23 protein-coding genes are annotated in these 23,946 nt (G+C 60.5%); 15 read left to right on the top strand and 8 right to left on the bottom strand.

The annotated features are described in order from the left end of the window. The first annotated feature begins 218 nt into the window (after window positions 1–218). The 7 genes from ppsA (at window position 219) to dnaB (ending at window position 8,070) form a co-directional block, all read left to right on the top strand. On the top strand, window positions 219–2,612 hold the full coding sequence (ppsA, locus tag AC097P_RS16385) for a phosphoenolpyruvate synthase (RefSeq protein WP_479611495.1): 2,394 nt from the start codon (window positions 219–221) through the stop codon (window positions 2,610–2,612). Then, complete coding sequence (locus AC097P_RS16380; RefSeq protein WP_479611494.1) at window positions 2,609–4,909, top strand: VC_2705 family sodium/solute symporter; 2,301 nt, start codon at window positions 2,609–2,611, stop codon at window positions 4,907–4,909. Before ppsA ends, AC097P_RS16380 begins: the two co-directional genes overlap by 4 nt. 117 nt (window positions 4,910–5,026) lie before the next feature. Continuing rightward, window positions 5,027–5,392: a 30S ribosomal protein S6 gene (rpsF, locus tag AC097P_RS16375; RefSeq protein ID WP_209395814.1), complete on the top strand. Its 366-nt coding sequence runs from the start codon at window positions 5,027–5,029 to the stop codon at window positions 5,390–5,392. A gap of 40 nt (window positions 5,393–5,432) precedes the next feature. Then, window positions 5,433–5,708 carry a primosomal replication protein N gene (priB, locus tag AC097P_RS16370; RefSeq protein WP_479611654.1) on the top strand — a complete coding sequence of 92 codons (276 nt, stop codon included), beginning with the start codon at window positions 5,433–5,435 and terminating at the stop codon, window positions 5,706–5,708. Between the two features lie 17 nt (window positions 5,709–5,725). Then, on the top strand, window positions 5,726–6,007 hold the full coding sequence (rpsR, locus tag AC097P_RS16365) for a 30S ribosomal protein S18 (RefSeq protein ID WP_209395813.1): 282 nt from the start codon (window positions 5,726–5,728) through the stop codon (window positions 6,005–6,007). An 11-nt stretch (window positions 6,008–6,018) separates the two neighbouring features. Further along, window positions 6,019–6,471: a 50S ribosomal protein L9 gene (gene rplI / locus AC097P_RS16360; RefSeq protein WP_479611493.1), complete on the top strand. Its 453-nt coding sequence runs from the start codon at window positions 6,019–6,021 to the stop codon at window positions 6,469–6,471. 195 nt (window positions 6,472–6,666) lie between these two features. Further along, window positions 6,667–8,070, top strand: coding sequence for a replicative DNA helicase (dnaB, locus tag AC097P_RS16355; protein ID WP_479611492.1), 1,404 nt, complete (start codon window positions 6,667–6,669; stop codon window positions 8,068–8,070). A 155-nt stretch (window positions 8,071–8,225) separates the two neighbouring features. Here dnaB and AC097P_RS16350 read toward each other — a convergent pair whose 3' ends face one another. From AC097P_RS16350 to AC097P_RS16340, 3 genes are all read right to left on the bottom strand, one after another. Further along, complete coding sequence (locus AC097P_RS16350) at window positions 8,226–9,923, bottom strand: PhoH family protein (protein ID WP_479611491.1); 1,698 nt, start codon at window positions 9,921–9,923, stop codon at window positions 8,226–8,228. Window positions 9,924–10,149: 226 nt separating this feature from the next. After that, window positions 10,150–10,626 carry a peroxiredoxin gene (locus AC097P_RS16345; protein WP_479611490.1) on the bottom strand — a complete coding sequence of 159 codons (477 nt, stop codon included), beginning with the start codon at window positions 10,624–10,626 and terminating at the stop codon, window positions 10,150–10,152. 136 nt (window positions 10,627–10,762) lie between these two features. Further along, the gene (locus AC097P_RS16340) at window positions 10,763–11,128 is read right to left on the bottom strand and encodes an Mth938-like domain-containing protein (protein WP_479611489.1); all 366 of its coding nucleotides are present in this window, start codon (window positions 11,126–11,128) and stop codon (window positions 10,763–10,765) included. Between the two features lie 103 nt (window positions 11,129–11,231). On the opposite strand from AC097P_RS16340, the gene AC097P_RS16335 reads away from it, so the two are divergent. The 5 genes from AC097P_RS16335 to moaD all read left to right on the top strand — a co-directional run bounded on the left by AC097P_RS16335 (window position 11,232) and on the right by moaD (window position 17,014). Next, window positions 11,232–12,515 carry a pyridoxal phosphate-dependent aminotransferase gene (locus tag AC097P_RS16335; RefSeq protein ID WP_479611488.1) on the top strand — a complete coding sequence of 428 codons (1,284 nt, stop codon included), beginning with the start codon at window positions 11,232–11,234 and terminating at the stop codon, window positions 12,513–12,515. A gap of 40 nt (window positions 12,516–12,555) precedes the next feature. Next, complete coding sequence (locus tag AC097P_RS16330) at window positions 12,556–13,902, top strand: homoserine dehydrogenase (protein WP_479611487.1); 1,347 nt, start codon at window positions 12,556–12,558, stop codon at window positions 13,900–13,902. After that, complete coding sequence (gene thrC, locus AC097P_RS16325; protein WP_479611486.1) at window positions 13,902–15,431, top strand: threonine synthase; 1,530 nt, start codon at window positions 13,902–13,904, stop codon at window positions 15,429–15,431. Before AC097P_RS16330 ends, thrC begins: the two co-directional genes overlap by 1 nt. Window positions 15,432–15,509: 78 nt before the next feature. Further along, window positions 15,510–16,769 carry a molybdopterin molybdotransferase MoeA gene (locus AC097P_RS16320; protein WP_479611485.1) on the top strand — a complete coding sequence of 420 codons (1,260 nt, stop codon included), beginning with the start codon at window positions 15,510–15,512 and terminating at the stop codon, window positions 16,767–16,769. Then, window positions 16,766–17,014 carry a molybdopterin converting factor subunit 1 gene (gene moaD, locus AC097P_RS16315; RefSeq protein WP_479611484.1) on the top strand — a complete coding sequence of 83 codons (249 nt, stop codon included), beginning with the start codon at window positions 16,766–16,768 and terminating at the stop codon, window positions 17,012–17,014. Before AC097P_RS16320 ends, moaD begins: the two co-directional genes overlap by 4 nt. Before the next feature lie 104 nt (window positions 17,015–17,118). Here moaD and dapA read toward each other — a convergent pair whose 3' ends face one another. Further along, window positions 17,119–17,997: a 4-hydroxy-tetrahydrodipicolinate synthase gene (dapA, locus tag AC097P_RS16310; protein WP_479611483.1), complete on the bottom strand. Its 879-nt coding sequence runs from the start codon at window positions 17,995–17,997 to the stop codon at window positions 17,119–17,121. Between dapA and AC097P_RS16305 the strand changes: the two genes are divergently transcribed. Next, the gene (locus tag AC097P_RS16305; protein WP_479611482.1) at window positions 17,996–18,244 is read left to right on the top strand and encodes a hypothetical protein; all 249 of its coding nucleotides are present in this window, start codon (window positions 17,996–17,998) and stop codon (window positions 18,242–18,244) included. The two genes, dapA and AC097P_RS16305, sit on opposite strands and share 2 nt — an antisense overlap. Window positions 18,245–18,270: 26 nt before the next feature. Next, window positions 18,271–18,774: a molybdenum cofactor biosynthesis protein MoaE gene (locus AC097P_RS16300; RefSeq protein ID WP_479611481.1), complete on the top strand. Its 504-nt coding sequence runs from the start codon at window positions 18,271–18,273 to the stop codon at window positions 18,772–18,774. A 21-nt stretch (window positions 18,775–18,795) separates the two neighbouring features. Here the strand turns inward: AC097P_RS16300 and AC097P_RS16295 are convergent, their stop codons facing one another. Then, entirely contained in the window at window positions 18,796–19,398 is a 603-nt protein-coding gene (locus AC097P_RS16295; protein WP_479611480.1) for a hypothetical protein, read from the bottom strand. A gap of 89 nt (window positions 19,399–19,487) precedes the next feature. On the opposite strand from AC097P_RS16295, the gene clpB reads away from it, so the two are divergent. Then, window positions 19,488–22,088 carry an ATP-dependent chaperone ClpB gene (gene clpB / locus AC097P_RS16290; RefSeq protein ID WP_479611479.1) on the top strand — a complete coding sequence of 867 codons (2,601 nt, stop codon included), beginning with the start codon at window positions 19,488–19,490 and terminating at the stop codon, window positions 22,086–22,088. Between the two features lie 67 nt (window positions 22,089–22,155). Here the strand turns inward: clpB and AC097P_RS16285 are convergent, their stop codons facing one another. The 3 genes from AC097P_RS16285 to AC097P_RS16275 form a co-directional block, all read right to left on the bottom strand. After that, window positions 22,156–22,413 carry a DUF1294 domain-containing protein gene (locus tag AC097P_RS16285; protein WP_479611653.1) on the bottom strand — a complete coding sequence of 86 codons (258 nt, stop codon included), beginning with the start codon at window positions 22,411–22,413 and terminating at the stop codon, window positions 22,156–22,158. Between the two features lie 61 nt (window positions 22,414–22,474). Further along, complete coding sequence (locus AC097P_RS16280; RefSeq protein ID WP_479611478.1) at window positions 22,475–22,933, bottom strand: GNAT family N-acetyltransferase; 459 nt, start codon at window positions 22,931–22,933, stop codon at window positions 22,475–22,477. Between the two features lie 179 nt (window positions 22,934–23,112). Next, complete coding sequence (locus tag AC097P_RS16275; protein WP_479611477.1) at window positions 23,113–23,946, bottom strand: AraC family transcriptional regulator; 834 nt, start codon at window positions 23,944–23,946, stop codon at window positions 23,113–23,115.

The following is a 23,946-nucleotide window of genomic DNA, read 5'->3' as shown; positions in this document are numbered from 1 at the left end:
GTGATCGTCAGTGATTTGCAAGCGCAGGCCTCAGATGGGCCGTATCGCCTGGGGTGTGCGGCCTCTACAATGGCTGCAATAGATGCATTTTCTCATTCCCGGACGTCCCAAATAGCAACAACAGAGGGCTGACATGGAATGATCGCTGCCGACTGGGCGCGGCGTGTGCCGGTGCAGGTGGCAGCGAAACGGTTTTTTAACCTCCGGAGCTTTGTAGCATGTCAAACCTGTTCGATCCGACCGATCTGGTCGTCCCCTTCGAAAATTTACGTATGACCGACGTCGAGTCGGTCGGCGGCAAAAACGCCAGCCTGGGCGAGATGATTTCCCAGCTGCCCCAGGGCGTAAAAGTACCCACCGGTTTTGCAACCACCGCGCACGCATTTCGCCAGTTCCTCGCACATGCGGGTCTGGCCGACAAGATCAGCGCCAAGCTGAAGACGCTAGATACCGAAGACGTGCGCGCACTGGCCGCCGTGGGAGCCGAGATCCGCGGCATGGTCGAGGCACAACCCTTCCCGGCCGACCTCGAAAAAGCCATCGGCGAAGCGTTTGCCAAGCTGTCCGCCGGCAACCCCCAGGCCAGCTTTGCAGTGCGTTCCTCGGCAACGGCCGAAGACCTTCCCGATGCATCCTTTGCCGGCCAGCAGGAAACCTTCCTCAACGTCGTCGGCATCGAGGACGTGCTGCACAAGATGAAGGAAGTGTTTGCCAGCCTGTACAACGACCGTGCCATCAGCTACCGCGTGCACAAGGGCTTTGCCCATGACGTCGTAGCCTTGAGTGCCGGTGTGCAGCGCATGGTGCGCTCCGATATCGGAGCAGCCGGCGTCATGTTCACGATCGATACCGAATCGGGTTTTTCCGACGTGGTCTTCATCACGTCCAGCTACGGCCTGGGCGAGACGGTGGTGCAAGGTGCCGTGAACCCTGACGAGTTTTATGTCCACAAGCCGATGCTGAAGGCCGGCAACCGGGCCATCATCCGCCGCAGCCTGGGCTCCAAACTGCTGCAAATGCAATTTGCGACCGCCGAAGAAAAAGCCGCCAGCGGCAAGCTGGTCAAGACCACCGATGTGCCCACCGAACTGCGCAACCGCTACTCGCTGACCGATGCCGATGTGGAGCAACTGGCCAAGTACGCGCTGGTCATCGAAGAACACTATGGCCGCCCGATGGACATCGAATGGGGCAAGGACGGCACCGACGGCGAGCTGTACATCCTGCAGGCCCGGCCCGAGACGGTTAAAAGCCAGGCGGGCAACCAGGCCGAGTACCGTTACAAACTCAAGGGCTCAGGTACGGTGCTGGTCGAGGGCCGCGCTATTGGCCAAAAAATCGGTACCGGCCCGGTGCGCATCGTGCATAACATCAGCGAGATGGATACGGTACAGGCTGGCGATGTGCTGGTGACCGATATGACCGACCCCAACTGGGAGCCGGTCATGAAGCGCGCTGCGGCCATTGTGACGAACCGTGGCGGGCGCACGTGCCATGCGGCCATCATCGCGCGTGAGTTGGGCATACCAGCCGTAGTCGGCTGCGGTGATGCGACCGAGTTGCTGAAGGACGGCATGCTGGTGACCGTAAGCTGCGCCGAAGGCGATACCGGCTTCATCTACGACGGCCTGCTGGAAACCGAAGTGACCGAGGTGGTGCGTGGCACTATGCCCGAGAGCCCGGTCAAGATCATGATGAATGTGGGTAATCCACAGCTGGCTTTTGACTTCTGCCAGTTGCCAAACGAAGGCGTTGGCTTGGCACGGCTGGAGTTCATTATCAACAACAACATCGGCGTGCACCCCAAGGCTATCCTCGACTACCCGAATGTGGATGCCGACCTGAAGAAAGCCGTGGAGTCCGTAGCCCGCGGCCATGCGTCTCCTCGTGCTTTCTATGTGGACCGCGTCGCCGAAGGCGTGGCCACGATTGCGGCCGCTTTCTGGCCCAAGCCTGTCATCGTGCGCCTGTCGGACTTTAAGAGCAACGAATACCGCAAGCTGATTGGGGGCAGCCGCTACGAGCCGGAAGAAGAAAACCCCATGCTGGGTTTCCGTGGCGCCGTACGCTACACCAGCACCGAGTTTGGTGAAGCGTTTGCGATGGAATGCGAGGCACTCATGCGCGTGCGCAACGAGATGGGCCTCTCCAATGTGCAGGTCATGGTGCCGTTCGTACGCACACTGGGGCAGGCCAAGAAAGTTACTGAGCTGCTGGGCCGCCACGGTCTGCGCCGCGGCGAAGGCGGGCTCAAGCTGATCATGATGTGCGAGATTCCCAGCAACGCCATCCTGGCGGAGCAGTTCCTCGAGTACTTCGATGGCTTCTCGATCGGCTCCAACGACCTGACCCAACTCAGCCTGGGCCTGGACCGCGATTCGGGCCTGGAGTTACTCGCAGCAGACTTTGATGAGCGCGACCCTGCTGTCAAAGCGCTGATCAGCCTGGCGATTGCAGCCTGCAAGAAGCAGGGTAAATACATCGGCATCTGCGGCCAGGGCCCCAGCGACCACCTCGACTTTGCACAGTGGCTGGTGTCCGAAGGCATCTCGTCCATCTCGCTGAACCCGGACTCCGTCATCGCTACCTGGCAAAAACTCGCCGCGCAATGACGCTGCCCCGGACCCCTCGCCAGTGGGGCCTGCACGCGGGTCTGCTGGCGCTGTGGTTCATGGCGTCGTTTGGTGTGGTCTTTTTCGCACGCGATCTGCAATGGACGGTCGCCGGTTGGCCAGTCGCATTTTGGTTCGCAACCCAGGGCTCGGTGCTGGTCTTTATCGCCATAGTCGTCGTGTTTGCATGGCGGGCCAACCGCCGGGAGAGCGCTCGGCCCGGTGCTGAGCGCATCGCCTACGCGGCCTACAAAAGCCGCTTGCACCGGCGCTTCGCCGTTTATGTTCTGAGCCTGTTACTGTTCTTGCTGGCCTTGGCGGTGGCCGAGCAGTGGGGGTTGTCTAAAGTGTGGGTGGCGGGCATTTTCTTGTCGTCGACACTCACGTTGTATGCCGTGATGGGCGTGTACGGACGCACGGCCGATGCCGCTGAATACTATGTTGCCGGCCGGCGCATCCCTGCGGTCTACAACGGCATGGCCACGGCCGCTGACTGGATGAGCGCGGCGTCCTTCATCAGCATGGCCGGGGGGCTTTACCTGCAGGGTTTTTCCGGAACCGGCGTGCAGGCTGGCGGCCTGGCGTATGTGCTGGGCTGGACCGGCGGGTTTTGCCTTGTGGCGCTGCTGGTCGCGCCGTATTTGCGGCGGCTGCGGCTGTACACCGTGCCCGACTATTTTGCCCACCGCTTTGGTGGCCGGTGGCCGCGTCTGATCGCCGCATGTGCGGCCGTGTTGTGCTCGTTCACCTATGTGGTTGCGCAGATCTATGGTGTTGGTCTGATCACATCGCGGTTGACGGGCGTCAATTTTGAGATCGGTATCCTCCTGGGGCTGGGCGGGGTGCTGGTGTGTTCGTTCCTGGGCGGGATGCGGGCTGTCACCTGGACCCAGGTCACGCAGTACGTGGTCATCATCCTTGCGTTTTTGATTCCGGTGTCGTGGCTGGCTTACAAACAAATCGGCAATCCGCTGGCGCCGTTGGCTTATGGTCAGCAATTGCAAAAAATTGCCGACATGGAGCAGACCTTGAGGGACTCGCCTGCCGAGAAGCAGGTCATAGAAGCCTATGCCCAACGTGCCAAGTCCTACGAAAAGAAACTACTGGACGTGGATGCTGCGCTGCAGACGGAACGCCTGGAGTTGCGCCGGCAATTGCAGGCGCTGGGTGACCAGAGGGCCAACGATGACCGCGCCATCGCTTTGCGCCGTGAGTTGGCTGCTTTGCCGAAAGATGCCGCCGCTGCACGTGAGCAGTGGACCCGCGCGATGGCAGAAGACCTGTCGCGCGCCCAGCCTCTGGGTGGTATGCCTGCCCACACGACGCCGTTTTCTGGCGATCCGTCGGGTACTGCGGAAGAAAAGCAGACGTTTGAAACCTCGCGGCTGAATTTTTTGGCGCTAATGTTTTGTTTGATGGTGGGCACTGCCGGCCTGCCGCATCTGCTGACACGCTTTTACACCACGCCATCTGTAGCGGAGGCCCGCAGCTCGGTGGCCTGGTCGCTGTTCTTCATTGCGCTGCTGTACCTGTCTGCTCCGGCTTTGGCGGTGCTGGTCAAGTATGAAGTGATGGCGCATCTGGTGGGTCAGCCCTTTGACAGCCTGCCCTCCTGGGTTGCGCAGTGGGCCCGCGATCCCAGTCTGCTGAGCGCCACCGATGTCAATGGCGACCATATCCTGCAGTTTGCCGAGCTGAAGATGGGTGCCGACCTGATCATGCTGGCCACGCCCGAGATTGGTGGCCTGCCGTATGTGGTGTCGGTACTGGTGGCCGCCGGCGGGCTGGCAGCGGCCCTGAGCACCGCGGACGGTTTGCTGCTGACCATTGGCAACGCCCTGGCCCACGACATTTACTTCAAAGGGGAGGGCGACAGCAACAAGGCGCAGGCCATGCTCCACGTCATGTGGTCCAAGTTCGCCCTGCTGGTCGTAGCGCTGATAGCAGCCTATGTGGCGGCGCAACGGCCCGCGGGCATCTTGTACTTGGTGTCCGCATCGTTTTCCCTGGCTGGCGCGGCTTTTGTGCCATCGATGGTGCTAGGTATTTTTTGGAAGGGCGCTACCCGGGCGGGCGCGGTTGCGGGCATGTTGGCGGGCCTGGGCGTCACCGTGTACTACATGGCCGTCAATTTGCCCGCTGTCCGCGCGGCCTGGGGCTTGGCCGGCGAGGGGCTGTGGTGGGGAATTCAACCCGTATCTGCCGGGGTTTTCGGTGTTGCGGCCGGATTCACCATTACGGTGGTGGTGAGCCTTTTCACCCGTGCAGAGCCTATGGAAAGCGTGCCCCTAGCCTAGACTGACCTATCTGGGCTATAATCTTGGGCTTCGCCTTGCTGCACCTCAATTAGACGCTGAGGGTAGCTTTTCTTAAACCCCCAACACACCAGTGGGGGATATCCATAAGGAGTATCAATGCGTCACTACGAAATCATCCTCATGATCCACCCGGATCAGAGCGAACAAGTTCCAGCCATGCTGGAGCGTTACAAAGGCATGATCACTGCCGGCGGTGGCAAGATCCACCGCGTTGAAGACTGGGGTCGTCGCCAGTTGGTCTACATGATCAACAAGCTTGCCAAAGCCCACTACCTGTGTGTCAACATCGAAGCCGACCAGGCTGTGATGTCCGAACTGGAACACGCGTTCAAGTTCAATGACGCTGTTCTTCGCCACCTTACGGTGTTGAAGAAAAAGGCCGAGACAGGTCCTTCGTCCATGATGAAGACTGTCGAGCGCGAAGAAACACGCAAGACACAACAGGCTGAATACAACGCCTAACGATACTTTTTACTGACGGAGAGTGCCTGCCAATTCCCTGATCCTGAGTGCCTGTATCGCTGAGCTTGATGCCATGCGTTACACACCAGCTGGAATACCCGCCCTGAACCTCAAACTCGAACACGAGTCTGAAACACAGGAAGCAGGTCTTGCCAGGCAAATCAAGGTGGCAGTGAAAGCAGTGGCTTTTGGCGCATTGGCAGAGCGGTTGGTCAAACAACCCCTTGGCAGTGTCTGGAGGTTCAGCGGTTTTCTAGGCAACACCCGTCACGGTAAAAGCATCGTTTTGCATATTCAAGAATTTTCGCAAGATTAGTTTTTTAGGAGGCCCACATGGCCACGTTCAAAAAATTCAGTAAAGACAAGCGCCCCAAGCGTCCCGCACAAAACCTGTTGTTCAAGCGCAAGCGTTTCTGCCGCTTCACAGTGACTGGCGTCGAAGAGATCGACTACAAGGACATCGACACGCTGCGTGATTTCATCGCCGAAAACGGCAAGATCATTCCCGCACGCCTGACCGGCACCCGCGCAATTTTCCAGCGCCAGCTCAACACCGCTATCAAGCGCGCTCGCTTCCTGGCGATGTTGCCTTACAGCGACCAGCACAAGATCTAAGGAGTACGAACATGCAAATTATTCTGCTCGACAAGGTCGTGAATCTGGGCAACCTGGGCGATATCGTCAAGGTTAAAGACGGTTACGCACGTAACTTTTTGATCCCTTCGGGCCGCGCTCGCCGCGCCACCGAAGCTGCCAAGGCTGCTTTCGAAGCCAAGCGCGCTGAGCTGGAAAAAGCTGCAGCCGCCAAGCTGGCCGAGTGCCAGGCTCTGGGCGAAAAGCTGGGTGGTACAACCATCAAGCTGACCCAAAAGGCTGGTGTGGATGGCCGTCTGTTTGGCTCTGTGACCAATTCTGACATCGCTGAAGAGCTGGTCAAGAATGGCTACAAGGTTGCCAAGTCGCAAATCCGCATGCCCAACGGTCCTATCAAGATCGTTAGCGACAGCACCGTTGCAGTCGCTCTGCACACTGACGTGGTGGTCGACATCACTGTGTCTGTGTACGGCGAAACTGCTTAACCAGCGTCAACAATGGGCCGGCCCGCAGGGGTTGGTACCGTTAGCCAAAGCCGCAAGGGTCCGCCCTGGCGGCTTTTGTTTTTGCGGGCCTTAGTTACCCACAGCATTTAGTTGTTGTCCACAGCCTTTTCCCCAGAGTTATGCGTTGCTGCGACAGCGGCTAGCGCCTAGCATGGAAGGCTTCAAGGAAAATCCATGTCCACCGTCCTATCCCCTGTAGACGAATACGGCCAAGACCGCCAGATCGCCCAGTTGCGCGTGCCGCCGCACTCCATCGAGGGCGAATCCAGCGTACTGGGTGGCTTGCTGCTGGACAACGCCGCGTGGGACCGGGTGGGCGACATCCTGCTGGACAACGACTTCTACCGCTACGAGCACCGGCTGATCTACGCGGCCATTGGCGCCCTGGTCAACGCCAGCAAGCCGGCCGACGTGATCACCGTGTTTGAGCACATGCAAAGCCAGGGCAGGGCAGAAGAGATCGGCGGTCTGGCCTATCTGAACTCGCTGGCCCAGTATGTGCCCAGCGCCAGCAACATTCGCCGCTACGCCGAGATCGTCCGCGACCGTTCGCTGTTGCGCAAGCTGGTCACTGCCAGCGACGAAATCGCCACCAATGCCTTCAACCCCAAGGGCAGGCCGGTGGCGGAAATCGTCGACGAGTCGGAGCAGAAAATTTTCAAGATTGGTGAGGCCGGCAAACGCAACAACCAGGGTTTTCAGGCCATGGATTCGCTGGTCGTCAAGCTGCTGGACCGCGTGCAGGAGATGGCGGACAACCCCAATGACGTCACCGGCGTGCCCACCGGCTTCATTGACTTCGACCGCATGACGGCGGGCCTGCAGGCCGGCGACTTGATCGTGCTGGCCGCGCGTCCCTCCATGGGCAAGACGGCGTTGGCCATCAATATTGCCGAGCATGTGGCTCTGAACGAAGGCCTGCCGGTCGCCATTTTCTCGATGGAAATGGGTGCCGCCCAGCTGGCGGTGCGTATCGTGGGTTCCATCGGCCGCATCGACCAGGGCCATTTGCGTACCGGCAAGCTCAGCGACGACGAATGGCCGCGCCTCTCGGAGGCGATCGAGCGGCTGCGTACCATCTCGCTGCACATTGATGAGAGCGCTGGCCTGACGTCCAGTGAGCTGCGCGCCAATGCGCGTCGCCTGTCACGCCAATGCGGCCAGCTCGGCCTGATCGTCGTCGATTACTTGCAGCTGATGAGTGGCAGTGGTGGTGACGGCGAAAACCGCGCCACTGAACTCGGCGAAATTTCCCGGGGCCTGAAGATGCTGGCCCGTGAACTGAAGTGCCCGGTGATTGCGCTGTCGCAGCTCAACCGCAGTGTGGAGCAGCGCCCCGACAAGCGCCCCATGATGAGTGACTTGCGCGAGTCCGGCGCCATCGAGCAGGATGCCGACATCATCATGTTCATCTACCGCGACGAGTACTACACCAAGGACCAGTGCAAAGAGCCAGGTGTTGCCGAGGTCATCATCGCCAAGCAACGTAACGGCCCGACCGGAACCGTGAAGCTCGCCTTCATGCGCCAGTTCACCAAGTTCGAGAATCTGGCCCACGGTGGTGGCGGCGACTATTGAAAAGGCCCCCAACGCTCCGCCGCTGCGCGGGTCGCTGCCCCCCAAAGGGGGCGCGGATTTGCGGCCTTAACGTTGCGCTGCTGCCTGCAAAGAAAAAGGCTAGAAGCCTAATCGGCCTCTAGCCCTCGTGCAGAGCGCGTAAGCAGCTACTGAATCTATAGCACTTCGCTGGCAAAGTCCGCCAGACGCGAGCGCTCGCCGCGCGCCAGCGTGATGTGCCCGCCGTGTGGCCAGCCCTTGAATTTGTCCACGGCAAAGGTCAGGCCGGACGAGCCTTCGGTCAGGTAGGGCGTGTCGATTTGCGCCAAGTTGCCCATGCAAATGATCTTGGTGCCAGGGCCGGCGCGGGTGATCAGCGTCTTCATCTGTTTGGGCGTCAGGTTCTGCGCTTCGTCGATGATGACGTACTTGTTCAAGAAAGTGCGTCCGCGCATGAAGTTCATGCTCTTGACCTTGATGCGGCTGCGGATCAGCTCGTTGGTGGCGGCGCGGCCCCATTCACCGGCGCTGGTGTCGGTCTTGCCGAGCACTTCCAGGTTGTCGTCCAATGCGCCCATCCACGGGCCCATTTTTTCTTCTTCGGTGCCGGGCAGGAAGCCGATGTCCTCACCCACGCTGACGGTAGCGCGGGTGACGATGATCTCGGTGTAGCGGCGGTCGTCCAACACCTGGGTCAAGCCTGCGGCCAACGCCATCAATGTCTTACCGGTACCGGCCGTACCGGTCAGCGTCACAAAGTCGACCTCGGGGTCCATCAGCAGGTTCATTGCGAAATTCTGCTCACGGTTGCGGGTGGTGACACCCCACACCGCATTCTTCAGGTGGGTGAAGTCGCGCAGCGTTTTAATGACAGCCGTGGTACCGCGGATCTCGGTCACACGGGCATACAGGCTTGGCTCACCGGGAGACTCAAAATACACAAACTGGTTGATCAGCAGGCTGGGCACTACCGGCCCATCGATCTTGTAGAAGGTGTGCTGGCCCTGCTGCCAGCTTTCCACTGCCTGGCCATGGGTAGCCCAGAAGTCGGAGGGCAGGGCTGTGGCGCCCGAATACAGCAAGTCGCCATCTTCCAACGTCTTGTCGTTCTGGTAGTCATCGGTCGCAAGGCCCAATGCGCGGGCCTTGACCCGCATATTGATGTCTTTGGACACCAGCACCACTTCGCGCGGCGCGTAGTGCTGCCGCAGGGCCTCTACCACGCCCAAGATTTGGTTGTCGGCCTTGCCCTGCGGCAGGCTGGTGGGCAGTGTGTAGTTCAGCGGCTGGGTCTGGAACAGCAACTTGCCGCGCGCATCGCGGTTGCCGGTGCTGGACAGTTGGAAACCTGCGGTGATGTCCGCGCCGGGCGCGCCGGCCAGCGCGTCCAGCGTGCGGCTGGTCTGGCGGGCATTGCGGGCGACTTCGGTCATGCCCTTTTTGTGGCCGTCCAGCTCTTCCAGCACGATCATCGGCAGGTAGATGTCGTGCTCTTCGAAGCGGAACAGCGACATCGGGTCGTGCAGCAGCACATTGGTGTCCAGCACAAACAGCTTGGTCGGACCGGTGCGCACCGGCTTGCGCGAACGGGCCGTGCTGGGGCGGGTCTCCACCTGAATCATGACTGGGGCTGCGACCGGTTCTACTACCGGCGGTTGCTCCCGCGGGGATTTGTCCAACAACGCGGCCGTCGCCCGCTTTGGGGCTTCCTTGACGGCGACTTTTTCCGCGACAGGCGGCCGTGCAGTGGGCGCCTTGGCGGGTTCGAAATGTTCTGCCTTTTGCGCGGGGCGGGCAGCACTGCGGGCTACCGCAACAAAAGCTTTGGGGGGAAGACGGTCAGCAGGTTTGGTGGGAGCGGGGGGCAGTGGCATGGATAGTAGGGCTCACGGACAGGGAAGTGGAAGAAAAAGGAATCGCAAAAGCAAAAAAGCCGCCCTGAGCCAAGGCGGCTTTTTGTTGTGGCGCGTTCGCGGTATTCAACGGCATTGGACCATTATGCATGACCCGAATGACACCACCAGAACGGCGTGTGGCAAAAACCACGTTGCCCAACTAGCGCTGAAATTCGCGCCACAGCCTGGGGGTGGCGATCGATCCTCAAACGGCTTTTTTCAATGCCTTGACGGCTTTAAGCACATCGTCCACGTGACCGGGAACCTTCAGGCCGCGCCATTCTTCCTTCAGCAGGCCGTCAGCGCCGATCAGGAAGGTGCTGCGTTCAATGCCCTTGACTTTCTTGCCGTACATGATCTTGTTCTTGACCACGCCAAACATGTGGCACATTTTTTCTTCGGTATCGGCGATCAGTTCAAACGGGAGTTCGAGCTTCGTCTTGAACTCGTCGTGCGACTTCATGTTGTCGCGGGAGACGCCGAATACGGCGGCGCCGGCCTTCACAAAATCCTTGTACTTGTCACGAAACTGCATGGCTTCGGTGGTGCAGCCAGGGGTATTGTCTTTCGGGTAGAAATACAACACCATGGTCTTTCCGACGTGGCTAGTATTGCTAACCCTAATGCCGCCGGTGGCGTTGGCTTCAAATTCAGGTAGGGGCTTGTTGACAACGATCGCCATATGGTACTTTTAGTCTCGCGTTCTGGATGTGTCAGTCAAAGTAGAGGGTGTACACGTGACAGCGTGTATTTATCCCCGACTGCAACCCACTATTTTACTCTGAAAAGCGCCTGCTGAGCCCTCAGGGTAAACGCGCTTACAACAAAAGCGCGGCAACCACCTTGCGGCCTTCTCCAGCCAGAAAGTTGTAGGTGCGGCAGGCCGCCTGCGTATCCATGGTTTCCACACCGATGCGCTTGGCGTACAAGACCTGCAACAACGCGGGCTGCACAAAGCGGATGCGTTCACCGCTGCCAAAGATCACCAGCTCAGCATCCAACTCGGCCAGGCGTTCGAAATGGCTGGCTTGCAGGCCGTCAAATCCGGTGCATTCCCACAAAAAGGGTGCGGCAAGGGTGCTAACGACAACGCTTGACGTGTATTTTTCGCCGTTTACGACCACCCAACCCGGACCATATCCCGTCACTGACGACGATTCTGTAGGGTCTGGGAGAAACTTCATGGTGGTGCCTGGGTGAAATTGAATGCTGCACCGCACTAAGTTTGTGCGGAACTGTGGTCAAATTATAGGTTTCGCCCTGTGCTAAAGACTTCTGGAGGGACTTTTGCGTACCATTCAAAAATCGGCCAAGCTGGCTAATGTGCTTTACGACATTCGCGGACCCATCATGGATGCGGCCCGCCAGATGGAGGACGAAGGCCAGAAGATCATCAAGCTCAACCTCGGCAACCTCGCCGTCTTTGGCTTTGATGCCCCGGAAGAAATCCAGCAGGACATGATCCGCAACCTGCCCAACTCGGCGGGTTATTCGGACAGCAAGGGTATATTCGCGGCGCGCAAGGCGGTGATGCACGAAACCCAGAAGCAGGGCATTGCTGGCGTCACACTCGATGACATCTACCTCGGCAACGGTGCCAGTGAATTGATCACGATGGCGACGAATGCGCTGTTGGACGATGGCGACGAGCTGCTGCTGCCCATGCCCGATTACCCACTGTGGACCGCCGCCACCAGCCTGTCCGGCGGTACACCGGTGCACTATCTGTGCGACGAAGCCAATGGCTGGATGCCCAACCTGGACGACATCCGCGCCAAGATCACGCCCAAGACCAAGGGCATCGTGGTCATCAACCCCAACAACCCCACCGGCGTGCTGTATTCCGATGGCTTGTTGAAGAGCATTGTCGAGATTGCCCGCGAACATGGTCTCGTGATTCTGGCCGATGAGGTGTACGACAAGGTGCTGTATGACGGCGTTAAGCACACGGCCTTGGCTTCGTTGTCGAACGACGTGTTGACGCTGACCTTCAACTCGCTGTCCAAGAGCTACCGCTCCTGCGGTTACCGCGCCGGCTGGTTGGTGGTCTCGGGCGACAAGAAGTCGGCTACCGACTACATCGAGGGCCTGAACATGCTCTCGAACATGAAGCTGTGCTCCAACGTGCCGGGCCAATGGGCGATACAGACCGCATTAGGCGGCTACCAGAGCATCAACGACCTGGTCTGCGAAGGTGGCCGCCTGCGCCGCCAGCGCGACCTGGCCTATGAGCTGATCACGGCCATCCCCGGCGTGAGCTGCGTCAAGCCCCAGGCCGCCCTCTATATGTTTCCCAAGCTGGACCCGGCGGTGTACCCCATCGCGGACGACCGGCAATTCTTCCTGGAGCTGCTGCGCGAGACCCGTGTCATGCTGGTCCAAGGAACAGGCTTCAACTGGCAGCAACCGGATCACTTCCGCATTGTGTTTCTGCCACACGAAGACGATTTGCGCGAGGCCATCAGCCGCATCGCCAAGTTCCTGGAAAGCTACCGCAAGAGCCACGGCACGCAGCCTGCACAAACGCAGGCTTCCGCCTCTGCTATCAAGTTGGTAGCGGCTCGCGCATGATCCACGGGGGCTAGCGCCCTGTTTTACCGTTAGAGAGTTTATGAAACCGATTCAAGTTGGCCTGCTGGGCATTGGCGTTGTCGGCGCGGGCACATTCAATGTGCTCAAGCGCAACCAGGAAGAAATCCAGCGCCGCGCCGGCCGTGGCATCGCCATCACCATGGTGGCCGATCTGGACGTGGCCCGTGCCCAGTCCGTGGTCGGCCCCGATGTCACTGTGGTCAGCGACGCACGCGCCGTCATCGCCAACCCCGATATCGACATCGTCATCGAACTGATCGGTGGCTACGGCATCGCTAAACAACTGGTACTGGAAGCCATTGCCGCCGGCAAACACGTGGTCACCGCCAACAAGGCCTTGCTGGCCGTGCATGGCACCGAGATTTTTGCTGCAGCATCCGCCAAAGGCGTCATGGTGGCGTTTGAAGCGGCCGTGGCCGGTGGCATTCCCATCATCAAGGCGCTGCGCGAAGGTCTGACCGCTAACCGCATCCAGTGGATCGCCGGCATCATCAATGGCACGACGAACTTCATCCTGTCCGAGATGCGCGACAAGGGCCTGGATTTCTCTGTGGTGTTGAAAGAAGCACAACGTCTGGGTTATGCGGAGGCTGACCCGACGTTTGATATCGAAGGCGTGGACGCCGCGCACAAGGTTACGCTGATGTCGGCAATAGCCTTTGGCATCCCCGTGCAGTTTGACAAGGCCTATGTAGAAGGCATCACCAAGCTGGGCGCTGCCGACATCAAATATGCCGAGCAACTGGGCTACCGTATCAAGCTTTTGGGCATCACCAAGCGCACGGCCAAGGGTGTGGAGCTGCGGGTCCACCCCAGCCTGATCCCGTCCAAGCGCCTGATAGCCAATGTCGAAGGCGCGATGAACGCTGTCGTCGTCAATGGCGACGCGGTCGGCAACACGCTGTACTACGGCAAGGGTGCGGGCTCCGAGCCCACCGCCAGCGCGGTGATTGCCGACCTGGTCGACATCACACGCCTGCACACTGCAGATGCAGCGCAGCGCGTGCCCCACCTGGCCTTCCAGCCGCATAGCATGAGCGACACACCCGTATTGCCCATGGGTGACGTGGTGACCAGCTACTACCTGCGCCTGCGCGTGGCCGACCAGGCCGGTGTGCTGGCCAAGGTGACCGGCATCCTGGCCGAAGCCGATATCAGCATCGACGCCGTGTTGCAACGCGAAGCGGATGAAGTGGGTGGTGAGGGCACCGGACCGGATGGGACGCGTGGCATCCCGCAAACCGACCTGATCATCCTGACCCACGACTGTGTGGAAGCCAAGATGAACGCCGCCCTGGCCCAGATGCAAAGTCTGACAACAGTGCTGGCCCCCATCGTGCGTATCCGCAAGGAGGAGTTGGCCTGATGTTGTATCTGTCGACCCGCGGCCACCCCGATCGCAAACGCTTCTGTGAAATCCTTCTCGAAGGCTTGGCGCCCGATGGCGGCCTGTATCTGCCGGAGTCTTATCCGCAGATCAACGCCACGGCACTGCAACGCCTGCGCCGCACTTACCGCCAAGGCGCGCCTGGCGGTTATGCCGATCTGGCGTTTGAAGTCCTGTCGCTGTTCATCGACGACATTTCTGCGGATGACCTGAAGGCCATCTGCAAGAAGACCTACACCGAAGACGTGTTTGGTACCTCCGAAATCGTGCCGCTGAAGACGCTGGAAACGCCGAACGCCAAAGCGGGCGAGCCCGGCCTGTACCTCGAAGCTTTGTCCAACGGCCCCACGCTGGCCTTCAAGGATATGGCCATGCAGCTGCTGGGCAACCTGTTCGAATACGAACTGGGCCGCCGCGGCGAAGAGCTGAACATCCTGGGTGCCACCAGTGGCGACACGGGCAGCGCCGCCGAATACGCGATGCGCGGCAAGAAGGGCGTGCGTGTCTTCATGACCAGCCCACACGGCCGCATGAGCGCCTTCCAGCAGGCACAGATGTTCAGCCTGATGGACGCCAACATCTACAACATCGCCGTCAAAGGCGTGTTTGATGATTGCCAGGACATGGTCAAGGCCGTGTCCAACGACCTGGAATTCAAACGCAAATACCGCATCGGCACCGTCAACTCCATCAACTGGGCGCGTTTGCTGGCCCAGGTGGTGTATTACTTTGCGGGCTATCTGCAGGCCACCGAAGAATCCGTACCCAAACCTCCAGGCCCCCGCGATTCGTTGGCGCCGCGCAAAGAGGTGGTGCAAAAGGTCAGCTTCACCGTGCCGTCGGGCAACTTCGGCAATGTCTGCGCCGGCCATGTGGCCCGCATGATGGGTCTGCCGGTCGAGAAGCTGGTAGTCGCAACCAACGAGAACGATGTGTTGGACGAGTTCTTCCGCACCGGCGTCTACCGCGTGCGCGGCAGTGCGGATACACACGAGACCTCCAGCCCGTCGATGGACATTTCCAAAGCGTCGAACTTCGAGCGTTTTGTGTTCGACCTGCTGGGCCGTGATGGCGCGCGCGTGAAGGCGCTGTTTGGCGAAGGCCTGTCCAAGACCGGCCAGTTTGACCTGAGTGCCGACCCCGCGTTTGCGCAGGCCGCCAGCCGTTATGGTTTTATCAGCGGCAAGAGCACGCACGCCGACCGGCTGGACACTATTCGCGCGACGTGGAACCAGCATGCGATGGTCATCGACACCCATACCGCTGACGGCCTGAAAGTGGCGCACGAGCACCGCAACCGGTTGGAGTTGCGCGGCGGGCCGATGATCGTGCTGGAAACCGCGCTGCCCATCAAGTTTGCCGAAACGATTGTCGAAGCCCTGGGCCGTGAGCCCGATCGGCCAGCCAAGTTTGACGGCATAGAAAACTTGCCCAAACGTGTGATGGTGATGGATGCCGATGTGTCCGCCATCCAGGCCTTGATTGCGCGTGAATGCCAGGTAATTTGAGCTAATCTGGGCTGTAGCCCCCGCGGGTCGAGCGTAAGCCGCTATCAATAGCGTAGCAAATAAAACGAGGAAACCAGCATGAACACCGCAGCCCGCGCCCCTTTGTTGCCGCTGGACGATGCCCTGGGGAGGCTGTTGGCCTTTGCCAGCCCGCAGCTGCCCGCGGAGCAGGTGCGGGTGGGCGACGCCGATGGCCGCGTGTTGGCACAGGATGTGGTGTCTGCGCTGCATGTGCCGCCACAGGACAACAGCGCGATGGATGGCTATGCGCTGCGCTGTGCTGATGTTGTGCAGCCTGGTGCCACGGCCTTGCCGGTGTCGCAGCGCATCGCCGCAGGATCCGCCGGCCAGCCGCTGCAAGCCGGCACCGTCGCCCGCATCTTCACCGGCGCGCCCGTGCCGCCTGGCGCCGACGCGGTGGTCATGCAGGAAGATTGCTCGGTGTTGCCGCCTGCTGTTGGTGTTGCGTCCGATGTTGCGGTCGTTCAGATTAATTCGATACTTAATGCAGGCCAAAACATACGCCGTGCCGGTGAAGACGTGGCACGCGGCGACGTGGTGCTGTCCAGCGGCCAGCGCCTGGGCCCGGCCGAGATGGGCCTGGCTGCCAGCATAGGCATGGCCGAGCTGGCGGTAACCCGCCGTCCGCGCGTGGCGTTGTTTTCTACCGGCGACGAGCTGGTCATGCCGGGCACCGTGGCCCCACAGGACATGGCACCCGGCGCCATCTACAACTCCAACCGTTACTTCCTGGCCGCGCTGCTGCGCCGCATGGGCTGTGTCGTCACCGATCTGGGCATCGTTCCGGACCGGCTGGACGCTACCGTGCACGCGCTGCGCGAAGCAGCCCAGTCGCACGATGTGATCCTGACCAGCGGGGGTGTTTCAGTCGGAGAAGAAGACCATATCAAACCTGCGGTGCAAGCCCTGGGAGCGCTGGACCTGTGGCAGATCGCGATCAAGCCCGGTAAACCCTTTGCGTATGGCCGCATTGGCAGCGCGCACTTCCTCGGCCTGCCGGGCAACCCGGTGTCCAGCTATGTAACTTTTTTGGTGCTGGTGCGACCCTTCTTGTTGCAACTGCAGGGTATGCAGGACGTGGCGATAAAAACGGTGGCCGCCCGTGCCAACTTCACCTGGGCCAAGGCGGACAAACGTCGCGAGTTCTTGCGTGTGCGGCGAGGAGCCGACGGTGGCCTCGAATTGTTTCCCAACCAGAGTTCGGGCGTGTTGACGTCGGCCGTGTGGGGTGATGGCTTGGTCGACAACCCACAAAGCCGCACGATTGCGCCGGGCGACACGGTGCAATTCATTTCCTTTGCGGAGTTGCTGGCATGAAGATCCACGTCAAATATTTCGCATCCATCCGCGAAGCGCTGGGCACCGGCGAGGCAGTAGAGACGGCAGCGTTGGACGTGGCCGGTTTGCGCAATGAGCTGATCGCCCGCGGTGGCGTGTACGCTGAATCGCTGGCCCACGGCAAGGCGGTGCGCGTGGCCATCAACCAGACATTGGCTGTTGAGGCTGCGCCTTTGGCCGAAGGCGCTGAAGTCGCGTTCTTTCCGCCCGTTACTGGAGGCTAGGGCCCGGGCGACAGAACGTTCTGCTCCACTTTTTTACATTTTCGCTCCGCCCGCTACGCGGGCTCCTCCTTTTACCTGCGCAGAACGCTCTGCCGCCCGGGCCTTCAGGCTGTAGTCACGCGCCCCATCACCGCTAGCAACCGCTCGGTTGCGCCTGCGCTGGCGGTCGTCATCGGTAGCCGTAGCCCATCCTGAATCAAGCCCTGCTGAGCCAGCACGGCTTTGATCACTGCAGGGTTGGGCTCGGCAAACGCCGCGTTCACTATAGGCACCAGGGGTTGCCACAGCGTGCGGGCCGTCTGCAGGTCACCGTTCTGCAGGCAACGTATCACTTGCACGAACTGCGTCGTGCACAAGTGGGCGCAGGCTGAGATAGCACCTGCTCCACCCATTGCCAGCATGTTGAAAATTTGCCCATCTTCACCGGTCAGCACGCGCAGGCGTCCATCGGCAACCAGAGCCTGCGTCTTGCCCGCATCGCCTCCGCAGTCCTTGATGCCCTGGATATTGGGGTGCGCGGCCAGCGTCAACAACGTCTCCAGCGTCATGCTTACGCCGGTTCGGTAGGGAATGTCGTAGATGAGCAGTGGCTTGGTCGACGCATCGGCCAGCGTGGTAAACCAGTGCACCAGGCCAGCCTGTGCGGGGCGGATGTAATGGGGTGCCGACACCAGCAAACCCGCGACGGGGCGCAGCGCCAGTTCCTTGTACCAAGCCAGGGTTTGGCCCATGTGGTAGCCCGACAAGCCCATGACCACGGGCAGCGCGCCGGCGGCTTTTAGCACGGTGTCCAGCACGGCCAGCTGCTCGGTTTTATCCAGCGCGGCGGCTTCGCCGGTGGAACCGCAGGCCACAAAACCGTTGACGCCTGCCTCGGCGTAGTGTTTCACCAGACCTGTCAGAGCAGGGTGGTCGACCGCGTCGCCCTTGAAGGGGGTAATCAACGCGATCCAGAGGCCAGAGAAGTCAACAGAGCTAGACATGCATTTTTCCTTTTCGAAAACGACCGATGGTAAAAAACCGCCATCGGATGCGCGCGAAAACCAAAAAAGAGGGGGTGGTAGTTTTGGTGGTTCCGTCGCTCATCTGAGAACGGAACCACGAAGCTCCGGTCAGATGAGCTTGGGTTTTTTTGCTTTGCTGGCAGAGGCCACCGTGCAGGGCACAACATGGCTTGTGAAGGCCATGGTGGGGATGCAGTGGTGGGTTGCGGGCATGGCTGGAGTGTAGCAGCGCGCAAGTGCCACAATTCGACCATGAACAGCAGCAGCCAGGCCCTCCGCGTTTCCATCCAGACACAAGACTTTGACCTGAGCGAGGTGGTGCATGCGCTGCGCGCGAATGACGCGCGGGTTGGTGCCGTATGTACCTTTGTAGGTACTGTCAGAGATCGCAACAAAACAGATGCGGTCGGGTCAGGCCCCGTGATGTCCATGGAGTTGGAACACTACCCCGGCATGACCGAAAAAGCGATCGAAGACATGATCGACGAGGCGCACCGCCGCTTTGACATCTTCGCCGCACGCGTCATCCACCGCGTCGGCCTGCTGCAGCCCACCGACCAGATCGTGTTGGTGGCGGTGACGTCTGCGCACCGCGGTGAAAGCTTTAAGGCCTGCGAATTTTTGATGGATTATTTAAAGACCCAGGCGCCGTTCTGGAAAAAGGAGCAGACGGCCGCAGGTGCCCAATGGGTTGATGCAAGGGTGAGTGATGATGAGGCCTTGGCCCGGTGGGGGATTGCGTCCAAAAACGCCTGATGAAAAAGGCGCCGCTCGGGCTCAATTCAAATAGGTAGGCCGCGTCGCATCCGGGCTCAAGTCAATTTCATCGGCCGCTTCTTCCGCCACCATGGGCGGCGGTACAGCGTGTTGGCCGATGTTCCAATGCGATTGCTCCAGCGCGTTCCCCAACAGTTTGATAACGGCAAACACCAGCTCGGTCGATAAATCCATCTGGAAGCCACGGGTGGAGGGTGGGTCTTCGAGCTTTTCGTTGAAGTTCAGTCGCAACTGGCCGTTGCCGTACGGCGTCAAGTTGACTTCGGTGACCAGCAAAGGGTTGTGGCCCAGTGGGTGCAGGGCCGCGCCGGCCTGGTAGGGCGTGTTGAAGTCTGCTTTCTGAATCACCTCTTCGCTTTTGAAATCGGCCAGCAAGGTCTTGGTGGGGGTGTCCATAGCAGCCAGATTCACAAAACCATCCGTCTTGGCATCTTGGGGGATCGCAAAATGGTCAACAACCACACGGTTCAGCAGCGGCCACAAGCGCAAAGTCATGCGCCGCGTCAGCCATACCTGCACTTCAGCGTCTGCACCGGTGTTAATGTCAACCAGAATACGATCTTGTTCCTGGCGGTAGCGGATCGATATCTGGCGTATGTCCATGGATTGATTTTAGTCAAGTCGTAGACGCGCGTTAGCACTTGAAATATGCCCTTGGAGCCCAAGCTCACTGCTAACCGGAGAATTTCAAAATGCGAATGGACAAACTCACCACCAAATTCCAGGAAGCCTTGGGGGAAGCGCAAACACTGGCGCTGTCCAACGACCACGCCTACATCACCCCCGCCCACTTGCTGGTGGCCATGCTGCGCCAGGACGACGGCCCAAAGGCCTTGCTGCAGCGCGCGGGCGTCAACGTGCCGCAGTTGTTGTCGGCTGCCGAGGCCTACGTAAAGAAGCAGCCCCAGGTGCAGGGGCAGGATCAGATATCCGTGGACCGCGACATGGGCGCCCTGTTGCAGGCGTCCGAGAAAGAGTCCATCAAGCGCAAGGACCAGTTTGTCTCCAACGACATGTTCCTGCTGGCGCTGTCCGACAGCAAGGCCGAGATCGGCAACATTGCCCGCGCCAGCGGCATGACCCGCAAAAGTCTGGAGAGTGCCATCGACACCGTGCGCGGCGGCCAGAGCGTGGACAACGCCGATGCCGAAGAACAGCGCGAATCGCTGAAGAAATACTGTATCGACCTGACCGAACGCGCCCGCATGGGCAAGCTGGACCCGGTGATCGGCCGCGACGACGAGATCCGCCGTGCCATTCAGGTGCTGCAACGCCGCACCAAGAACAACCCCGTGCTAATTGGCGAACCCGGCGTAGGCAAGACCGCGATTGTGGAGGGCCTGGCCCAGCGCATCGTGGCCGGTGAAGTGCCCGAATCGCTGAAGGGCAAACGCGTGTTGAGCCTGGACATGGCCGCGCTGCTGGCCGGTGCCAAGTTCCGCGGAGAGTTTGAAGAGCGCCTGAAGAATGTGCTGAAAGACCTGGCCAAGGACGAGGGCCAGACCATTGTGTTCATCGACGAGCTGCACACCATGGTGGGTGCCGGCAAGGCCGAGGGCGCGATGGACGCTGGCAACATGCTCAAGCCCGCGCTGGCCCGTGGCGAACTGCACTGCGTGGGCGCCACCACACTGGACGAATACCGCAAGTACATCGAAAAAGATGCCGCGCTGGAGCGCCGCTTCCAGAAAATCCTGGTCGGCGAGCCCACGGTGGAAGCCACCATTGCCATCTTGCGCGGCCTCAAAGAACGTTACGAAGTCCACCACGGAGTGCAGATCACCGACCCTGCCATCGTAGCCGCGGCGGAGCTGTCCAACCGATACATCACCGACCGTTTCCTGCCCGACAAGGCGATCGACCTGATCGATGAAGCCGCATCCAAAATCAAGATCGAGCTGGACTCCAAACCCGAGGTCATGGACAAGAAAGACCGTCGGCTGATCCAGCTGCAGATCGAGCGCGAGGCGGTGAAGCGTGAGAAGGACGATGCCTCGCAAAAGCGCCTGGAGCTGATCAACGAAGAGATCACCGCGCTGCAAAAAGAAATCGCCGATCTGGATGAGTTGTGGAAGTCTGAGAAGGCCCAGGCCCAAGGCTCCAAGACCATCATGGAAGAGGTGGAAAAGGTCCGCCTGCAGATCAAGGAGCTGACCGACAAGGGTGACTTCAACAAGGCTGGCGAGCTGCAATACGGCAAGCTGCCCGAGCTGGAAAAACGCCTGAAAGACGCCCAGGCCCAAGAGGCCGGCAAGGCCAAGAACGCCAAGGACGGTGGCCGTGCCCAACTGTTGCGCACCATGGTGGGCGCTGACGAGATTGCCGAAGTGGTCAGCCGCGCCACCGGTATTCCGGTCGCGAAGATGTTGCAGGGCGAGCGCGACAAGCTGCTGCAGATGGAAACCAAGCTGCACGACCGCGTGGTCGGGCAGGACGAAGCCATTGCCGCCGTGGCCAATGCCATCCGCCGCTCCCGCTCTGGCTTGAGCGACCCGAACCGCCCCACGGGTTCCTTCTTGTTCCTGGGCCCTACGGGCGTGGGCAAGACAGAGCTGTGCAAGGCTTTGGCGGGCTTCATGTTCGATTCCGAAGAGCACCTGGTCCGCGTCGACATGAGTGAATTCATGGAGAAGCATTCCGTGGCCCGCCTGATCGGTGCGCCGCCTGGGTATGTGGGTTACGAGGAGGGTGGCTATTTAACTGAGGCCGTCCGCCGCAAACCCTATGCCGTGTTGCTGCTGGACGAGATTGAAAAGGCCCACCCCGATGTGTTCAACGTGCTGCTGCAGGTGCTGGACGATGGCCGCCTGACCGACGGCCAGGGCCGCACCGTGGACTTCAAGAACACCATCATCGTGATGACCAGCAATATTGGCTCGCAGATGATCCAGTCCATGGTCGGCCAGGATTACGAGGATGTGAAGGATGCGGTGACCGGTGAGCTGAAGAACCACTTCCGCCCCGAGTTTTTGAACCGCATTGACGAGACGGTGGTCTTCCATTCCTTGGACGCGACCCATATCGCCAACATCGCCAAGATCCAGTTGCAGGTGCTGATGGCCCGACTGGCCAAGATGGACTTGACGCTGGCCGTCAGCGATGCCGCCGTGGCCGAGCTGGCCAAGGTGGGTTTTGATCCGGTGTTTGGTGCGCGGCCGTTGAAGCGTGCGATTCAGCAGCGGATTGAAAACCCGCTGTCCAAGCTGTTGCTGGAGGGCAGGTTTGCGCCCAAGGACACCATCCATGTGGGCGTGGACACGATTCAGGCGCCGGGGCAGTTCAGCTTTGCCTGAGGATTCCGTTTGGAGGAGGGCTATAGATCATTTAGGTCTCTAGCCCTCGCCGAATATGCGTGAGCAGCTATCTTTTCAGTAGCAAGTTTGCCAATGGTGTGCATAGAAGTACGAAGCCCCCCACATTGGCAAAAACGGTTGCCCAGAAGACGGACCGAAACGAAGCCTTGGACGACTTGTGCCGTAGCAGCTGTTGCGCGCACAAGGCTCCAGGCCAGCCGCCTGCCAGAGCCAGCAGATGCAGGGTTCTCTCGGGCGTGCGCCAATCGCCCCGCTTGGCGGCGGATTTGTCCATCGCGTAGGCAATGAAGGTGACGGCGCTCATTGCCGCGTAAAGGGCGGCTATCCAAACAAAGCTCATGCTGCGCCCCGGCCCTGCACCTGCTCTACAGCGCCATCGTCATGAAGACGCTGTAAGGGTCTTCGGCGTAGTCGGCAAACGGCCCGCACTCGGCGAAACCAAAGCGGCTATACAGCCGCAATGCGGACGCGAAGCCCGGTGCGGGACCGGTCTCCAGGCTGAGCCGCGTGTAAGACCGCTTGCGGGCCTCGGTCAGAATATGGCCCAGCATGGCTTGGCCCACACCCTTGCCGCGGTGCGCCTCGGCCGTGCGCATGGACTTGATTTCGCCATGGCCGTTACCCAGCGACTTGAGCGCACCGCTGCCCATCAGTGCGCCGTCTTCGGACCAGATCGTCCAGAACGTGATTTCCGGCCGGCGCAGAGCGTCCAGGTCCAGCGCATGCACGCTCCCGGGTGGCGAGAGCTGGTGCATATGCTGCAGGTGTTCTTCCAGCAGGCCGTGAATTTCGGGGCCGGTGAGGTCATCGGTTCGGATATACATGGGCTCATTATCCCCACGCGAAGGACTGCATCGAGATTGCCGCGCTCGCAGGTTGTGCACGGTGTTGCAGCTGCACACGGCCAGCACGCCGCGGGTCACGGCAAGGGGTTGAGCGCCTGCAGCAAGGGCAGGGTTGCAGCGAAAATGGCCGCTAGCCCTCGTGGAATGAGCGCATACAGCTATTGCTTTGATAGCGTTTTGTTTTGGAAATGGCTGGGCGCTTTGCCCATGGCCTGTTTGAACATGGCGCTGAAGGCGCTGTCGCTGGCGTATCCGCTGGCGGCTGCCACTTGGCTGATCGGCAGGCCGCGTGCCAGCAGCGGCAGGGCGTGGGCCAGGATGGCTTGCTGGCGCCATTGTTGGAAATTGGTACCCAACTCGTCCCGGAACAAACGCGCCACCGTGCGCTCGCTAGCGCCGACGTCTGCCACCCAGTCGCGCAGCTGCGAGCGCTCGGCTGGGTCGCGCAGCACCGCCTCACACAGCGCACGCAGGCGCTTGTCACCGTGCTCGGCATGGGGCATGGGCACGCCCAAGGCTTGCGTGGTGGCATTCGCCATTTCGTCCACGGTCAAGGCCATGATGGCGTCGTCGCGCGGTCCGGGTGCCGAGTCTTCCAGCGCGTGCACCAGTTCACGCAGCAGCTTGCTGACCATCAGCACGCGGCAATCGACCCAGCCCGGTGGCGTGACCGATGGGTCCAAATCCACCGTGCGCAGTTCGGCGTCCTCCAGCACCACCACACGGTGTTGCACCAGAGGCGGTATCCAAACGGCTCGGGTGGGCGGGACGATATAGGTGGTCTGCACACCACCCTGGGTGACCGTCACCTGCATCAGGCCGCTGGCGCAGTAGGTGAACTGCGACCAGGCGTGGTGGTGGGGTTCAATGTGGGCATCCATGGCCAGCGGGCGGGCCCGGCTGCGCACGGGGCGTTCGGGTGAGGGGGCACGGTTGGCGGAGTTATCAATGCTGACCGGCGTGAGCGTTGAGCGAGTCTTCGGGGCAGGCAT

The organism is Rhodoferax sp. ZS1R8 (genome assembly GCF_056521325.1).
The sequence above is the reverse complement of the archived record's forward strand: the minus strand, read 5'-3'. Positions and strand labels throughout refer to the sequence as shown.

Bases quoted from the DNA above. Each gene is read 5' to 3' on its own strand.
- dnaB (WP_479611492.1), top strand. From the start codon at position 6,667: ATGTCCACCGTCCTATCCCCTGTAGACGAATACGGCCAAGACCGCCAG.
- rpsF (WP_209395814.1), top strand. From the start codon at position 5,027: ATGCGTCACTACGAAATCATCCTCATGATCCACCCGGATCAGAGCGAA.
- AC097P_RS16280 (WP_479611478.1), bottom strand. From the start codon at position 22,933: ATGTATATCCGAACCGATGACCTCACCGGCCCCGAAATTCACGGCCTG.
- ppsA (WP_479611495.1), top strand. From the start codon at position 219: ATGTCAAACCTGTTCGATCCGACCGATCTGGTCGTCCCCTTCGAAAAT.
- AC097P_RS16275 (WP_479611477.1), bottom strand. From the start codon at position 23,946: ATGCCTGCCCCGAAGACTCGCTCAACGCTCACGCCGGTCAGCATTGAT.
- AC097P_RS16320 (WP_479611485.1), top strand. From the start codon at position 15,510: ATGAACACCGCAGCCCGCGCCCCTTTGTTGCCGCTGGACGATGCCCTG.
- moaD (WP_479611484.1), top strand. From the start codon at position 16,766: ATGAAGATCCACGTCAAATATTTCGCATCCATCCGCGAAGCGCTGGGC.
- AC097P_RS16350 (WP_479611491.1), bottom strand. From the start codon at position 9,923: ATGCCACTGCCCCCCGCTCCCACCAAACCTGCTGACCGTCTTCCCCCC.
- AC097P_RS16345 (WP_479611490.1), bottom strand. From the start codon at position 10,626: ATGGCGATCGTTGTCAACAAGCCCCTACCTGAATTTGAAGCCAACGCC.
- AC097P_RS16285 (WP_479611653.1), bottom strand. From the start codon at position 22,413: ATGAGCGCCGTCACCTTCATTGCCTACGCGATGGACAAATCCGCCGCC.
- dapA (WP_479611483.1), bottom strand. From the start codon at position 17,997: ATGTCTAGCTCTGTTGACTTCTCTGGCCTCTGGATCGCGTTGATTACC.
- rplI (WP_479611493.1), top strand. From the start codon at position 6,019: ATGCAAATTATTCTGCTCGACAAGGTCGTGAATCTGGGCAACCTGGGC.
- AC097P_RS16295 (WP_479611480.1), bottom strand. From the start codon at position 19,398: ATGGACATACGCCAGATATCGATCCGCTACCGCCAGGAACAAGATCGT.
- AC097P_RS16330 (WP_479611487.1), top strand. From the start codon at position 12,556: ATGAAACCGATTCAAGTTGGCCTGCTGGGCATTGGCGTTGTCGGCGCG.
- AC097P_RS16380 (WP_479611494.1), top strand. From the start codon at position 2,609: ATGACGCTGCCCCGGACCCCTCGCCAGTGGGGCCTGCACGCGGGTCTG.
- AC097P_RS16305 (WP_479611482.1), top strand. From the start codon at position 17,996: ATGCATTTTTCCTTTTCGAAAACGACCGATGGTAAAAAACCGCCATCG.
- clpB (WP_479611479.1), top strand. From the start codon at position 19,488: ATGCGAATGGACAAACTCACCACCAAATTCCAGGAAGCCTTGGGGGAA.
- AC097P_RS16300 (WP_479611481.1), top strand. From the start codon at position 18,271: ATGAACAGCAGCAGCCAGGCCCTCCGCGTTTCCATCCAGACACAAGAC.
- thrC (WP_479611486.1), top strand. From the start codon at position 13,902: ATGTTGTATCTGTCGACCCGCGGCCACCCCGATCGCAAACGCTTCTGT.
- rpsR (WP_209395813.1), top strand. From the start codon at position 5,726: ATGGCCACGTTCAAAAAATTCAGTAAAGACAAGCGCCCCAAGCGTCCC.
- AC097P_RS16340 (WP_479611489.1), bottom strand. From the start codon at position 11,128: ATGAAGTTTCTCCCAGACCCTACAGAATCGTCGTCAGTGACGGGATAT.